This is a genomic window from Clostridium sp. UBA7503, from assembly GCF_002477055.1.
GTDB lineage: Bacteria > Bacillota > Clostridia > Clostridiales > Clostridiaceae > Clostridium_J > Clostridium_J sulfidigenes.
The window spans coordinates 23,412-37,854 of record NZ_DLNT01000026.1 but is presented as its reverse complement, the minus strand read 5'-3'; the positions used below and the strand labels follow the sequence as shown (position 1 = coordinate 37,854).

The following is a 14,443-nucleotide window of genomic DNA, read 5'->3' as shown; positions in this document are numbered from 1 at the left end:
TTAGTTACACGAAAGCCTTATGGTTTCAACCTGTTTAATCGAACATTTTCACAGCTTTTACGACGGATGTGATTAATCCAAAAACAGCTTTCTATGATATATTTATTTTATCTTAGAAAGCTGTTTTTATTTGTAAGGATATTACTCTAACATCCTTTACTTCTTTATATCCCAATCCTATTAATTTATCTTGATTTACTGTAATGAAATATTTTTTTAAATCAACACCTACTGCCCACTTATACCCGTCATCCATGTATGCTTGCATTTTAAATATAATATTTTTTATCTCCATTAATATTATTCTTTAAATTTTGATCACGTTTTTAAGAATCAAACTTTATATCATGATTTACTCTATACTGTTCAATTTGCTTACCTTTATAGCTAATTGCATTAACCGGGCAATTGTGAATGCAACGTGTACACATAATACACTTGTTAAAATACTTCTTATCTTTAAATTTTATATTTTTCTTTGGACAATTTCTTTCACACATTCCACAACCAATACAGTTTTCATTAATGGTAAGGGATTTACCCAGTGATTTTGCCATAATTCTAAATAAATCAGCAAATAAATNNCATTATCATTGACTCTTTTATTCTTATTTGATTACTATTATTAATTTTACTTAATGACTCTATAATTTTAGTTGCTGCATTTTCAAATTGTTGCTTTTGAATATTATCAGGGGTAGGATCATATTTATCGATGTAGAAGTTACGTGGCATTTCAAAAGCATTCATATCTAGAAGTGAATAACCTTTATTTATCAGTTTTTTACCAATTGATTTAACACCATTTGCATTTAATAATCCTGCTGAGGTTGAAAAGACAATAGCTTTTTTTCCCTCTACTCTTTTTACATTCTTCCTGATCCAATTGATTAGCTCATCAGGCATATTTCCTGCATAAATGGGACCACCAATTATTAACAACTCATGATCAGGTATGCAAGTTGACTCTTCTATAGACATAATCTCAATATGATGACCTGACTTTGCAAGCACAGCTTCATAGCCTTCTGCTATTGCTTTTGTATTTCCTGTACCACTAAAATATACAATGGATACATTCATATTATTCCCTCCAAATTTTCAGATATTTTAGTAAGCGTAATAAGAGTTTGATTTATATCACTTGGATCTATATCTTTTGTTATCAATGCATTTAATCTAATAAATATTGGGACAATTTCAGATTTTAAGTCAACACCTTTTGCTGTCAAGCGATAACCCTTTTTATTAATATCTGACTGCTCAATATATCCCTTTTCTAATAATTTTAGTACACTCCTACTAATATTGCCCTTATCTACACCAACGAGTTTGACCAAATCGTTTTGTGTTAAAGTTTTCTCAATATCATTAAAAAAAGTCATCAATATCTGCATTTGTCCCATACCAATATCATAATGTTTTAAATCTCTTTCAATTTTCGTCTTCAAATTCTTATATATGTTCATTACTAAATCGCCTAGTTTTTCCGTATGCATACTTTATCTCTCCTCTTTAAGTTGTGTGGACAACTTAATATTAGCACATACTTGTTGTGTGCGCAACTTATTTTTAAAATACTGAACCACATAAAAAAACAGCAGAATTCTGAAATTCTACTGTTTCTAGGTGTTTCTAATTATTGAGGTTCATAGTAAATATATCCTTAAATAAAGATACTTCCTTAACCCTCTAAGGATTCTAAGTAAGCACAACATTAATTGAAATAGTGATTCTCTATCCTCGTTGGAATATATGGTGTTGGAATATCTATTATTATTTCACTTTCATTTGTGCTTTGTGTATTTCCTTGATTATTTATTTACCCTTGAGTCTGAGCTTCTGCTTCCACTTGAGATTTTGATGCAGCTTCTGCTTCGGCTTCAACTTTTGCCTTTTCTTCCTCTTGCCTTTTGATTTCTAATTTATCATTTATTTCTGCTTTTAAGGCTATTAGCTTTTCATTTCCCATCTTTATATCTCCATGTTTACATTACATCAAGCTCTTTATAATCATTTTCCAATATAATAATAATTACACTTTTAATTTCATAACCAATTTATTTATACCTTCACTGTTCATAAGCTCATACATTAACTTAACTAAATCTTCTTTTGAGATATTTTCATTATTTTTAAACCAATAGGTTAATATGCCAATCATAGCAGATAACATATATTCAAGGGTATAATCAATTTCCATATTGCTCTCACTTGTTTCTAATTGCTCCAATAGTTTTGTTTTTATACCATTTTTAATCTTACCTGCAAAAGCAGGGTCTCCATTATCCCCTAAAAGCACAGTATAATACTTACTACTACTTGAATAGAGCTTTATAAATGAATCTATAGGTACCGATTCATTGCCCATTGTTGGTAAAAGTGGTGGCATGTCTTCAATGTTTGGTAAAAGAGATTCTTCAATCTGCTCAAGAACATCATAAACGTCATTAAAATACTCGTAAAAAGTGCTTCGATTGTATCCTGCTTTTGTGGTTATTTCACGGACTGTTATTTTTTCAATACGCTTCTCACAATAAAGCTCCCAAAAAGCGTCTATAAGGTTTTGTCTTGTTTGGGTAGATATTTCTTTATATTTTGCCATAACTGCTCCTTTATAAAATCCGACATATTGATCGATATTGTCGGTTGAATAATTTTTATATGTAGAATACACTAAAATCATACAACAAGCTGTTGTGCAAATCAAATGGATTTTAGGAGGCAATAATGATTACGATTTTATGTAGTGGTTCTCGTGGAGATATTCAGCCATATATTGCTCTGGCTATTAAGTTAAAAAAACAGGGGGAAGATGTACGAATTGCAGCAGGTAAAAGCTTTGGAAATTTTATTACAAGTTATGGAATAAAACATTTTCCACTTGCAGCAGATTATAAATCTGTAGATATTGATCCTAAGCTTCTAGATGCTGCTCAAAGTTCAACAAATCCACTTAAAATGCTTTTTACATTTAACAAAATGAAAAAATATTCGAAAATGATGGTTGATGAAATGTATGAGTCATGTGTTGGTAGTGATGTTATTGTATATCATCCTGGTTGCACTATTGGCTATTTCGCTGCACAACAAATGGGGATACCATCTGTTATGGCATCTCCTTTTCCTATGCTGAAAACTTCTAAAGTGCCATCAATTATCGCTTATGGGAAAACTAAAATGCCTATTTCTCTGTCTTACAAAATGCTACAGGGGATGTTATGGATGGCATCTAAAACAGGCGTTATGCTTTATTGGAAAGAAAATTTCGGTAAACTACCAGAAATTTTTGATTGTCCTTTTGAACGAGTAGATGAAAAAAATCCATCTATTGTTTGTTGTTCTAATTATGTTTTTCCACGTCCAGGAGACTGGAATAAAAATGTTTATCAATTTGGCTATTGGTTTACTCAAGAAAATGATGAATATACTCCACCAAAAGAACTTGTGGAGTTTTTATCAAAGGGTGAAAAACCTATTTATTTTGGATTTGGTTCTGTATTTAACGAAAAAGATAAAGATAGGTTTATATCTTATGTAAAAGAGGCTTTATCAAAAACAAATAAGCGTGGAATTATTTGTGGTATGGGTAATGTTAAGAACTTACCTGAAAATATATTTGCAATAGATAGCATCCCCCATACATGGCTATTTGCAAAATGCTTGGCTGTCTGCCACCACGGTGGAGCAGGTACAACAGCAGCTGGGTTTGCTGCAGGAGTGCCGTCTATTATTATTCCATTTTCCAACGACCAATTTGCATGGGCACATCGTAGTTATGACATTGGAGTAGGAGCAAAACCTATATACAAAAAACAGCTATCAGCAAAAAAGCTTGTAGAATCAATAAACTATGCTTTATCTGACAAAGTCACACAAAATGCAAAACAGTTGGGTAAAAATATTGCAAGTGAAAATGGAGCAAAGCATTGTGCAGATTTAATTGTAAGGATGGTAAATTAAATATGCATAAAATTGTAGCAATTTTAGGTAGCCCCCATATTAATGGAAATGGTGCATTTGCTTTGGATAGAATACTTAAAGGTGCAAAAGAAAACGGAGCAATATGTTTAAAATATGAGCTTTGTAAAATTAACATAAAAAACTGTTTAGGTTGCAGAAAATGTGTAGAAAATGGTGGTGTATGCGTTTTGAAAGATGATTTTACTGAGATTTTTGAAAATATTAAAACTGCTGATACTGTGATAATATCATCGCCAATTTATATTAACCAAGTTAACGGATACACAAAAACCTTTCTCGATAGGTGTTATCCACTTACCGACAAATACCATAAACCACGTTTTGGAAAACGAAATGTTATAATGCTTTGTACATATGGTGCACCTATACCTTTTATTTTTTCAAAATATATCAAAAGTACAGGTAAATCTTTAAAAGCAATGGGATTAGTTAATAACAGAAATATTATAATTCATGGCTGTACTACTATTGATAAGGTTAAAAATGATGTAAAACTTCAATCAAAACTAATTTCCATTGGAAAAAATATATAAAAAAATCTAGATTTCTCAATATATAATATAAGTAATATTATTTAAAGTTCAAGTTTTAATTATATTTTTCATGAAAAAAGATAGGCTTTTAAGCCTATCCTATCCCTTTGAGTATCTTCACCTGCACAAATTGGAATTTGTAAAACTTCGGATTAGCCTCATAATCTCACTGATAAATTAAGATATACTATACACAATTCTCAAATATTGGTTCAATATAATCTTTAATAAGTTTTAAACTATCCTTCGCATATGGCTTTAAAATAGAAGCAATAGAAACTACCATTTTTTTCTTTGTTATAATTTGTTTATCATTCCATATTCCATTACTTAAGTACAATTGACCTATTTTTGCCATATCCATTGGGGTTAAGGTAAGACCCCAGCCTGCTGTATTTATACCTTCAGGGTCAACAACCCAACCACTAACATTTTTATCTTTGGGAAATGCAAGATGTTCTTCTTTATTTGGTAATACCACATTGTGTCCAACATTAATTTCTAATGGTGAAAATAAATTTTCTCTTGCAAAATTAAGTACTGATTGTCCTGTTGCTTTTACAAGAATTCCTGATAAAATATGTGTTCCTACAATAGGGGAATACCTAAACTCTCCGTTCTCCCTCTTCCCTCCTAGTAAATCAAGCCCAGCTTTTATCCAGTTATCGCTTGCGAAAACCTTCGCATATGGTTCTGACTTACATTTATATGGGGCTGTCATAGTCAGCATATCCTTAATGGTAACACTCTGTATCGTTTTTTCTCCTCTTTTAACTGTGTAATCCGGGAAAAAATCCAATACTTTCTGGTTAATACTTTTGATGTACCCTTTATCTATAGCAATACCAATCAATATTTTTGTCACTGAAAAAACATGGCTGGTGTTATTAGCGGTATAACCATTATAGTAATTTTCATATAATGTTTCACCGTTTTTTAATACAATTATGCCAGTAATATTGTTATAGCTACTGTTTATTATCTTTTCTAACCATATCTTTTTTCTTTGATTTATATGATTCATATAAGATACCCTCCTGTTCTGGAATTTGGATTATCTTTCAGTTGCTCTGGTATTCCTTTGGCAATAATCTCACCGCCCTTGTCCCCACCTTCCGGACCAAGTTCAATAATATAGTCACAGCTCTTTAAGACCTCTACATTGTGTTCAATTACAATCACCGAATTGCCATTTACAACAAGTTGATCTAATAGTTTTAATAACAATGCCGTATCATACAAGCTAAGTCCAGTGGTTGGTTCATCTAACACATATAGTATATTACCCTTTCGATGCCGTCCTAGCTCTTTGGCAAGCTTCACTCTCTGTGCTTCACCACCACTTAAAGAAGAAGATGGCTGACCAAGGGCTAAGTACCCCATGCCCATTTTATCTAGAATACGTAGTGGTCTCACAATACTATTCTGATCTGCAAAGAATGAAATGGCTTCGGTAACGGTCATATCTAACACATCGGCAATGTTTTTTCCTTTATAGTCTACAGAAAGACTTTCTTCATGAAACCGCTTGCCATGACAATCTGGACAAAGGGTCTTTAAATAAACTTCCTCCACATCCTCTCCCTTCTCATACTCATTTCTTAGTATACGCTCTAGACAGTAGCTTTGTTTGCCATTATCATATGTGCCATAGATGACTTCATTACTGATATCTTCTGGAAGTTCCCAGAATAGGGTTGCAAAATATACGCCGTATTTCTTCTTTAAAATTCGTAAGAAACCAGCTGTTACCTGCAGACTCTCATAGACCTCCAATAAGGTTGTTGTTTTATCTGGAATCAACTTCTCCAGATTGATATCATAATAAGAACCTCTGCCCTGGCAGCTAATACACATACCATCGGCCGTTGTATATAGAAAGAAGCCTAGGGAGAGATGTCCACTATGCTCATCAATAGCCTTTCCGTCACTGGTATACAACATGGCTAACCGGTTTAGAATTCCAGTCTTTGTGCCAACTGTAGAACGGGGATTGCTCTGCCTTATTGTATTTTGGCATACACCGCCACCTAGAAAGTAATCCGCCAAAGGTAATTGGTAATGGAACCGTTGGCGATGTATTAGATAATATAATTTTCTCATTTCTTTATACATAAAATAAATATGTTACAATCCGTTACCACTACCAAACTTAATCTCTTAATAATTTCATTAATTTATGTGAATCTCCATCAGCATTAATAATATCATCATCTGTAAGACCTGCCTCAACTGCAATATTATATGCTTTACCAAAATCCCCTACATCCTCTGATTTGTGTGCATCACTTCCCAATGAAAATTTAACGCCCATGTTCTTTAACTTTCTTATTGTTTCAATATCCATATTCCTATGAGATCTGTTAATTTCTAGAGCAGTATTTTTTTCAATAGCGACCTTTCCAATTTCAATAATATCTGGATTAACATGCTCTAATGGATGATTTAATATTGTAATTTCATATTTTTTAATAGTATTAATCGCAGCTTCTGTATAATTTCTCAATAAAAATGGATTTTGTACCGCTCCAGGATGATAACCCACACAAATTATGTCTAGGTAATCAATTATTTCATCTTTAATATCTATATCACCCTTCTTAGTAACAATATTACATTCTACACCAAGAAGAATCTTAAAGTCATTCTCCTTCAACAATGAACTCTTATTAAAATCATCAATTACTTTACGTACTTCTTTATATTGATTTAGTTTCATCCCGTAGGTACTATGCCTATAACCATGGTCTGTTATTGCTATTTCTTTTAATCCTTTTTTTATTCCAGTTTTAACATTTGATTCAACACTTCCTTTTGCATGTTCTCCAAAAATAATATTAAATAAGGGAATATGCCCCTTTGCAATATTAGTATGAGTATGATAGTCTGCAATAATCTTAAAACTCATTTTATCTCCTCCATAGTTTTATTTTGCCCTTATTGCTGAATAATTCTTATCATATATCACAAATCTACACAAACAATATATATCATTACTTCTACATAGTATTTGTTTTTTACCATAAAAAAAACTCCATTATTTATGGTACGGTTCAGCGTATCGCTATCAAATGCGATTTTTTCTTTTATTACTACTTTACAACAACTAAATCTTGGCATAAAAAAAGACGCATATATTTATGCGCCTTATGTTTCAAGGTTTAGCGATGCACAACGTGTGTCATTATTCAATAAGTATAAATATAAGTGTATGAACAAAATCTTTACTCAGGTTTTTTACTGTTCAAGAATAAAATCATATAGTATTCATCAGCATAAGTTCCATCACCATATTTCAATGCATGTTTCTTTGTACCATAAATCTCAAAACCTAAACTTTTATACATAGAAATAGCACGATTATTTTGAGCAACAACTTCAAGCTCAAGTTGTTCAACACCCTTTTCTTTACACCAATTAATACATTCCTGCATCATTTTCTTCCCAATTCCTTTGTTCCAATAATCCTTCATCACTGCAATACCTATTGCTGCTCTGTGAAGATACCTTTTTTTATTTTGAATTAATCCAACTGAACAATTCGCTATAATTCTACCGTCTAATTCTGCAATTAGAAAACGGATATTCTCATCGTTCGTACAATTCTTAATAAATTCTCTTTCTTGTTCCACTGTGAAATTAAATTCATCAGATTCACGTGCCAAGAATTTAGTTTCACCATCAACAGTTTGCATCTGATTTATTAAACCTTGTGCATCACCTGGTTCTGGAATTCGTATAATAAGTTGTTGACCCTCGTTTAATAAGTACTCTTTTCTGTAAAGTTCCTTAGAACCCTCATTATTTTCGTGGTTACCCATAATAATTCCCCCTGCTTCTTAATTATTGTGTCATTGATAATATCGCTAATATCACTTTCCATGTAACCACCTCCTCTTATTATTAACTATTATACTATATCAATTTAGGTTATGATAGATTCAACGACAGATTATCCTAAATTTATTTTTTAGTAAATATTATACTAGTTTTAGTAAAGGTACTTGAAAGGATATTTCACTTGGATGTAGTTGAAAAAGCATCCATAAGTATTATAAATAATTCTAAGCTTATGCATAAGAAAAAAATAACTGATAATTAATCGAGATTTTCATGTCGGAGGCGAGGTTTACCTTACCACTATGCATTCATCCAACTTTAGTAAAAACCTCATTTACTTATGGTATGGTTCACTCTTAATTATCATAAATTTCCACCTATATACTTTTAATATCTCCTATTACCCAATAACCCATACCCTTGATTAAAAACATTCTGATACATCTGTCCAAAGCTTAGTTACTTTATTTAGCTCCCTTTTCTGGTGTTGTGATTTTAAATGGAATTGCTGGTACATTGTGATTTAACTAGTTCTATAAGTGGCTGCCCTTCTAAGCTTTATTTTCAATATAAAAAAGCCTCTACCTTTTTAGATAAAGACCTTTCAACCTATAATAGAAAAAGTGAATTAACTCAACCGTATACTACAGTAAGCCAAATGCTTTTGAAAATTACTCTGGAAAAACTCGTAACTGTACTGATACCCCATTTGGATCATATACATAAAAATAGCGAGTTCCATCACCAGGGTTTTGGATGGCAGAAGGATTAAGACCTCTGCCCTGCACAAGATTATGCATTTCATCTAGTTTATCTGTTTTAAAGCAAATGAACATACCCTTTCCTTCAAACTTCTGACCCTGTGGCATACAGACAAGTTCAATCTCAGTTTCTCCCTTGCCATTTGTCAGAAATGCAAGCTCTCCATCTCCTGCTTTAAAGCGTCGGTAAACAGTTAGTTCTGTAATTGTCTCATAAAATTTAATAGATTCTTCTAAGTCGTTGACCATTAAGGTTACATGCTGAATATGCATAATATATCCCCTTTCCTTTATGTAATCTTTAATAATTATCTCATAATGAAATATGTAATGCAATAATTGCCCTACTGCTCTATTTGTACTTATTTATTTATTACTAAATCTATGAATAGGACCATCCCAAACTTCGTTACCATTTTGAAGTCCTATGAAGTTACCTAAAGTATATTGGTTAAAATTAATATTTTTCTGCAAAATATTCTACCCATGCTGGATAAAATCCTGTAGCTAAAGCAGTTCTCATTGAAGCAAGGTTCGCACTCCACGTTGTATAATATGGTATTTTATCTAGCTTCAATATCTCCTTTGTTAATTGTTGAATAACCAATTTTGCTAACCCTTGTCCCCTATATTCCTTAATGGTATCTATACCTATTTGCCATAGTGGATCATGATAATTGTCTGCACCAGCTACAGCTACCATAGTTCCCTCAATAAAAGCTGCAATTGCAATTTCATCCTTTTCATAGTTTAATGCATTTTCAAATCCAGGATATTTTATATAAAACTCACTCATATTTTCTTTTTCTATTTTCTTAAGAACTACATTATCTGGGCAAATAATATCTTCACTTTTACTATAAAGAAATCTCAAATGTTCACCTGCAAGACATAAATCATTTTCTCTTAGTTTACATTCAATTCTATGAAGATTTTTACCATCAATAATATCTTCTGCTAAAGTATCTATAAAATTTTCTTTTGCCCAGTTAATTAAATTTCTCCTTCCAATAAAAAGCATTGATTTTCCAAATGAAATCATACGAAAAACTTCTACATCGCTTTCCATGAATACATTTTTATCATTATCAAATGCATTATACTCCAGATTATAATTTGTAATATAATAATTAATTACTTTCTGAATATTATCCATAATTTAAAATCCCCTCTACAAAATACTATTTCCCTGTCACTAAAAAATTTCTTACTTATTTAATTGTAACATATTTTGTAAATATAACATTATTTTTAGTATGGTATTTCCAGCTTTAAAAATAGCCTTAGCCAAGCCATATAAATTCCCGGGGGTATAAATTGCATTTTCTTGTGTTACAGTTCTCCATATCTACTTAAAGTGGGGTTTTTTATATATTTTCATTAAGTAAACTAGAATTGCAATACCTCTCCATAACATAGTTTGTTAGTAAAACACCTTTCCTTTCTACTTTCTGTTCTTTTACAACCTTATATCCTCGTTTTTCAAAGAAATACTTTGCAGTAATTGATGCCTGTGTACTAATCTTATCTACATCAAATGCCTTTTCCAGCACATCACAAATCGCAGTAGTAATCCCTTTATTTTGGCAGTCCTTATGAACATATAATCTATCTAAATATCCACTCTTATCTATATCTCCAAAACCAACTATAATATTATCTTCAATAGCAATAACTGTAAAATTTTCTAATAAGGATTTATTCCATTTCTCTAAATCTACACTACCTGTTGCCCATACATTCAACTGTTCTTCTGTATAGTCTTTTGCATTAATGGAATGTACTGTATTATAAAACAGTTCCGCTAAATCTTTACAGTATGATGGTTCATACCTTCTTATACGCATTTCCTATCTCACTCACCTTTAATACTATTCCTAAATTGAATATTATTTTACCTGCTCCTTATTATTTAAACTGAATTAACAATATACTTATTGTACCACCTCACTTTCCACTGCTCAATAAATCCATACCATTTAAAGCATATATTTCCTTTGTTTAACCTGTAACTACATAAAAAACAGTAGAATTCTGAAATTCTACTGTTCCTAAAAAATACTCTTAACCATACTGCATATAATTTATAGAGACTTTTTATATTTCTTAAAGTAGGTTAAACTTGAAAAAATAAAAAAGGCACCAAAAATTATAAAAAACACTGCAGAAAAATATAGTTTCCCGGTTAAATGCCATATTCCTATAGCCAACCATAGAACCCCTGAAATTGCATATAATATCCATGAACTTTTATTATCTATTGCTTTACAATTACACGTACCATCTTTTTTTATTTGCTTAATTCTAGAGCCATATGCTAAATAAGGCATAAAATTAAAGACAAATACAAATATATCAATTATCAACAATCCAACAATAATCAAAAATATAGGTTTAATGGCAACTAAAGAAACAACTAACAACCCCATTAGAGCTATAGCTAGTATTAAAGAATATAAAGTCCCTTTTCTTGTTTGATTTCTTATACTTGTATATTTATCTATTTCTGATTCACAATCACTATAAATAGGTTTAGTTCCAGCTTGCGCTGAAAAAATGTGCATATAATTTTCTATAGAAACAATACAATTCCATCCTGCTTCTTTAAATATAGTGAAGTATTCTTCATTTGCCTCTGTTTGGTAATCTAAGTTATATATTATATCTTGAGATTTATCTTTTCTTAGTTTATAGAAAAACCCTCCTACTATATCTTCTAATATCCAACCTTGCCTTGCATATTCTTTTAATTTTTTCATATCACTTTCTTCACTAAAGGCAAGACCCTTAATCATTACATATTTACTTTTCAAAAATATCCCTCTTTTCTAACCTAAAAAATTTTCAGCGAATTTAATCATCTGCTTTTTACGTTCAATCTCTTTTTTAAGCATCTCTCGTCCTTTATTGGTTATTTTATATATTTTTTTATTTTCATCTGTGTCACAATTTAACTCCACTAAATCTGCTGCTAAAAGCTTTTTCAATGTTGTATAAAGTGATGCAGGACCAATAGTAACTTCATTATTAGTAAACTTCTCAATAGTTTTCATAATTAGGTATCCATGCTTTTCATCAACAACACTAGATAAAATATAAAAAGCAGAATCTGTTAATTCCCCTATATCAATAGAATCTTTTCTTGGCATAAAATTCTCCTTCATATATTATTTAACGATATATCATTTAATAATATATCATTTAATAATATATCATTTAATAATATATCATTAAATATAATATATCCATAAATGATATATTTGTCAAGTTTTTCTTTATTGCTTTTGATATTTATATATTTTTATTAAAATATATAAATACACTGGCAATAAGTTTTCTCCCATAAACTAAATATTAATTAATAAAAAATATAACCACCTGTAAAGTAGCTATTTAATCTACTTACAGGTGGCTGTAGATATGTATGTTTAAATTTATCATTCATAGTATTTTTATATCACCAATGGAAAACTTATAAACTAAAGGATATGATTGAATTAATATTTTAGTGTAGATGAATTTTAGATTTCTTCATAATGATTTAGAATTTTTTTGATCTTTTCATAAATAATAGATTTTAACCATTGTGGCTTTACTGACTTAATACAAGTGCCATATCTAAGAAAATAATCAGATATAAAATCTTCTTCACCTACATTACAAAATCCCTTTATAATTGTCTTTGTTCCTGTTTCTATTTTCATAGAAGGATAATGTTCCTTGTAGAAAATATCCGATGCACCATCTAAAATCTCTACTTCAAAATGAATACTTTTATTAGATTGGTAAAATTCTATGGGTGAGTTTATAACATCATCAATTAGAAATTCTAACTTCTCACTACTAAAATCTAATGAGGTTATTTTATCACATCTAAGAACTTTGTATTTATTGCTATTAAGCTCTATTCCACTAGCGTACCACTGTCCAAATTTAGATGAAATTTTAAAAAACTGTATATGGTAATTTATAGTTTTATCATTTTTCAAATACTTAATCGTACAACTAACTTCATTAATAATACTTTCTAAAATCCTATCTAAGAATTTACTGACATTATTATGTTTAGAGGCTTCAAATTGTAAGGACTTTTTCATCTTATTAATTTTTTCTATTTGTTCTTCCGATAGACAGTTTTCAAATTTTTCATTTAGTTTATTTATACTTAAATGAAAGGGTGTAGACTCGTAGGCATTTAGTGTGAGCATTGCAAAATACAGCGCGTATACTTCGTCTACGGTAAATATAATAGGTGATAATAATCTATTTTTCAATATAACATATTTACCGTATCTACCTTGCTCTGTATAAATAGGCATTCCCAATTCTTCTAATGAACTAATATCACGCAAAGCTGTACTTTTTGAAATGTTATATTTATTCATTAAGTCACTTAAATTGAAGCAATCCAGGTCATTTAGGTACATTATCATATGGTTTAATCTTTCTGATTTTTTCATATATCCTCCGTTTTTAAATTATCTTAAGTAAAGGTTTCACATTTTGACACCTTTAAATATTATAATATATTTATATCAATAATATAATCATTGATATATAATTTACTACAAAAAGGAGATTAATATTATGAGTAAAACCTTAGAAACAGCTATTTTCCTTTCAATGAATGGAAAAGCACAAGATGCTATTAATTTTTATAAGAAACACTTTAACGCAGAACAGTTAATGATTGTAACATATGCAGATATGTTAAAGCTGGGGGATAAATCACTAGAAATTAATGATGAAAATAAAGATTATATTTCTCACTCTGTTTTAAAAATTGGCAATACTAAAGTTATGATTGCTGAAGATACAATGGATGCCAATGAAGAGTACAAAGTTGGTAATAATACCTCTCTATGTGTTCAAAGTGCTGATTTGGAGGAAATCCATCAATTCTATGATAGCTTAATCGCAGATAATAGAGTTAGAATAATTGTACCATTAGCTAGTAATATATTTAGTAAAGCATATGGAATCATTGAAGATCCATTTGGTATTAAAATTCAATTATCTTTCGATGAAAGATTAAAGTAAAAATTACTCTTGTAATAAATAAATTTATGTAATTAGATTAATTCTAAAGCATAATCCTTTTATACATTACTTAGGAAACTCGACTCACATTCGCTCACTGAGTAAGTTCTGCTAACTAAATCAAAGATTTAGAGCATCACTTAAAAATTACGATTAAATTTCTTGGTCTTGATATAGAAGTTAAAAATACAGAAAAAGTGCTACATCCCGTAAAGATTAGCACTTTTTCTAAGATTCGTAATTTATAACATAAATCTAATCCAATAACCCTAAAACAAAATAAAT

19 protein-coding genes are annotated in these 14,443 nt (G+C 30.3%); 3 read left to right on the top strand and 16 right to left on the bottom strand.

The window, feature by feature from the left end; all coding sequences use genetic code 11:
- Positions 1–112: 112 nt before the first annotated feature.
- The 6 genes from B3630_RS07870 to B3630_RS07845 form a co-directional block, all read right to left on the bottom strand.
- Positions 113–295, bottom strand: coding sequence for a hypothetical protein (locus B3630_RS07870; protein ID WP_346897015.1), 183 nt, complete (start codon positions 293–295; stop codon positions 113–115).
- Positions 296–326: 31 nt separating this feature from the next.
- The gene (locus tag B3630_RS07865; RefSeq protein WP_346897013.1) at positions 327–557 is read right to left on the bottom strand and encodes a 4Fe-4S dicluster domain-containing protein; all 231 of its coding nucleotides are present in this window, start codon (positions 555–557) and stop codon (positions 327–329) included.
- Positions 558–570: 13 nt separating this feature from the next.
- Positions 571–1,083, bottom strand: coding sequence for a flavodoxin family protein (locus B3630_RS07860; RefSeq protein ID WP_346897011.1), 513 nt, complete (start codon positions 1,081–1,083; stop codon positions 571–573).
- Positions 1,080–1,499 carry a MarR family winged helix-turn-helix transcriptional regulator gene (locus tag B3630_RS07855; RefSeq protein ID WP_346897009.1) on the bottom strand — a complete coding sequence of 140 codons (420 nt, stop codon included), beginning with the start codon at positions 1,497–1,499 and terminating at the stop codon, positions 1,080–1,082. The genes B3630_RS07860 and B3630_RS07855 overlap by 4 nt, the downstream gene beginning before the upstream one ends.
- 323 nt (positions 1,500–1,822) lie before the next feature.
- Positions 1,823–1,972 (bottom strand): hypothetical protein, encoded by a 150-nt coding sequence (locus tag B3630_RS07850; protein WP_346897007.1) that lies wholly within the window; start codon positions 1,970–1,972, stop codon positions 1,823–1,825.
- 63 nt (positions 1,973–2,035) lie between these two features.
- Entirely contained in the window at positions 2,036–2,605 is a 570-nt protein-coding gene (locus B3630_RS07845) for a TetR/AcrR family transcriptional regulator (protein WP_346897005.1), read from the bottom strand.
- A gap of 125 nt (positions 2,606–2,730) precedes the next feature.
- Here B3630_RS07845 and B3630_RS07840 point away from each other — a divergent pair, with 125 nt between their 5' ends.
- On the top strand, positions 2,731–3,963 hold the full coding sequence (locus B3630_RS07840; RefSeq protein ID WP_346897003.1) for a glycosyltransferase: 1,233 nt from the start codon (positions 2,731–2,733) through the stop codon (positions 3,961–3,963).
- Entirely contained in the window at positions 3,930–4,517 is a 588-nt protein-coding gene (locus B3630_RS07835) for a flavodoxin family protein (protein WP_346878931.1), read from the top strand. Before B3630_RS07840 ends, B3630_RS07835 begins: the two co-directional genes overlap by 34 nt.
- A gap of 187 nt (positions 4,518–4,704) precedes the next feature.
- Here the strand turns inward: B3630_RS07835 and B3630_RS07830 are convergent, their stop codons facing one another.
- The 10 genes from B3630_RS07830 to B3630_RS07785 all read right to left on the bottom strand — a co-directional run bounded on the left by B3630_RS07830 (position 4,705) and on the right by B3630_RS07785 (position 13,578).
- Positions 4,705–5,532, bottom strand: a complete 828-nt coding sequence (locus B3630_RS07830; RefSeq protein WP_346897061.1) for a serine hydrolase domain-containing protein — start codon at positions 5,530–5,532, stop codon at positions 4,705–4,707.
- A gap of 5 nt (positions 5,533–5,537) precedes the next feature.
- On the bottom strand, positions 5,538–6,320 hold the full coding sequence (locus tag B3630_RS07825; RefSeq protein ID WP_346897001.1) for a hypothetical protein: 783 nt from the start codon (positions 6,318–6,320) through the stop codon (positions 5,538–5,540).
- A 349-nt stretch (positions 6,321–6,669) separates the two neighbouring features.
- Complete coding sequence (locus tag B3630_RS07820; RefSeq protein WP_346896999.1) at positions 6,670–7,425, bottom strand: PHP domain-containing protein; 756 nt, start codon at positions 7,423–7,425, stop codon at positions 6,670–6,672.
- Between the two features lie 316 nt (positions 7,426–7,741).
- Positions 7,742–8,338 carry a GNAT family N-acetyltransferase gene (locus B3630_RS07815; RefSeq protein WP_346896997.1) on the bottom strand — a complete coding sequence of 199 codons (597 nt, stop codon included), beginning with the start codon at positions 8,336–8,338 and terminating at the stop codon, positions 7,742–7,744.
- 690 nt (positions 8,339–9,028) lie between these two features.
- A complete protein-coding gene (locus B3630_RS07810) occupies positions 9,029–9,454 on the bottom strand; it encodes a VOC family protein (protein WP_346896995.1) in 426 nt (141 codons plus the stop codon).
- A gap of 121 nt (positions 9,455–9,575) precedes the next feature.
- Positions 9,576–10,274, bottom strand: coding sequence for a GNAT family N-acetyltransferase (locus B3630_RS07805; protein WP_346896993.1), 699 nt, complete (start codon positions 10,272–10,274; stop codon positions 9,576–9,578).
- 211 nt (positions 10,275–10,485) lie between these two features.
- Entirely contained in the window at positions 10,486–10,965 is a 480-nt protein-coding gene (locus B3630_RS07800; protein WP_346896991.1) for a GNAT family N-acetyltransferase, read from the bottom strand.
- A 237-nt stretch (positions 10,966–11,202) separates the two neighbouring features.
- Complete coding sequence (locus tag B3630_RS07795; protein WP_346896989.1) at positions 11,203–11,931, bottom strand: DUF2812 domain-containing protein; 729 nt, start codon at positions 11,929–11,931, stop codon at positions 11,203–11,205.
- Positions 11,932–11,946: 15 nt separating this feature from the next.
- On the bottom strand, positions 11,947–12,267 hold the full coding sequence (locus tag B3630_RS07790) for a PadR family transcriptional regulator (RefSeq protein ID WP_346896987.1): 321 nt from the start codon (positions 12,265–12,267) through the stop codon (positions 11,947–11,949).
- 372 nt (positions 12,268–12,639) lie between these two features.
- On the bottom strand, positions 12,640–13,578 hold the full coding sequence (locus B3630_RS07785; RefSeq protein WP_346896985.1) for a YafY family protein: 939 nt from the start codon (positions 13,576–13,578) through the stop codon (positions 12,640–12,642).
- A 127-nt stretch (positions 13,579–13,705) separates the two neighbouring features.
- On the opposite strand from B3630_RS07785, the gene B3630_RS07780 reads away from it, so the two are divergent.
- Entirely contained in the window at positions 13,706–14,158 is a 453-nt protein-coding gene (locus B3630_RS07780) for a VOC family protein (RefSeq protein ID WP_346896983.1), read from the top strand.
- Positions 14,159–14,443 lie beyond the last annotated feature (285 nt).

Coding starts and splice junctions, on each gene's coding strand:
- B3630_RS07805 (WP_346896993.1), bottom strand. CDS start 10,274: ATGGATAATATTCAGAAAGTAATTAATTATTATATTACAAATTATAAT.
- B3630_RS07845 (WP_346897005.1), bottom strand. CDS start 2,605: ATGGCAAAATATAAAGAAATATCTACCCAAACAAGACAAAACCTTATA.
- B3630_RS07840 (WP_346897003.1), top strand. CDS start 2,731: ATGATTACGATTTTATGTAGTGGTTCTCGTGGAGATATTCAGCCATAT.
- B3630_RS07800 (WP_346896991.1), bottom strand. CDS start 10,965: ATGCGTATAAGAAGGTATGAACCATCATACTGTAAAGATTTAGCGGAA.
- B3630_RS07870 (WP_346897015.1), bottom strand. CDS start 295: ATGGAGATAAAAAATATTATATTTAAAATGCAAGCATACATGGATGAC.
- B3630_RS07820 (WP_346896999.1), bottom strand. CDS start 7,425: ATGAGTTTTAAGATTATTGCAGACTATCATACTCATACTAATATTGCA.
- B3630_RS07780 (WP_346896983.1), top strand. CDS start 13,706: ATGAGTAAAACCTTAGAAACAGCTATTTTCCTTTCAATGAATGGAAAA.
- B3630_RS07855 (WP_346897009.1), bottom strand. CDS start 1,499: ATGCATACGGAAAAACTAGGCGATTTAGTAATGAACATATATAAGAAT.
- B3630_RS07785 (WP_346896985.1), bottom strand. CDS start 13,578: ATGAAAAAATCAGAAAGATTAAACCATATGATAATGTACCTAAATGAC.
- B3630_RS07850 (WP_346897007.1), bottom strand. CDS start 1,972: ATGGGAAATGAAAAGCTAATAGCCTTAAAAGCAGAAATAAATGATAAA.
- B3630_RS07865 (WP_346897013.1), bottom strand. CDS start 557: ATGGCAAAATCACTGGGTAAATCCCTTACCATTAATGAAAACTGTATT.
- B3630_RS07815 (WP_346896997.1), bottom strand. CDS start 8,338: ATGGGTAACCACGAAAATAATGAGGGTTCTAAGGAACTTTACAGAAAA.
- B3630_RS07790 (WP_346896987.1), bottom strand. CDS start 12,267: ATGCCAAGAAAAGATTCTATTGATATAGGGGAATTAACAGATTCTGCT.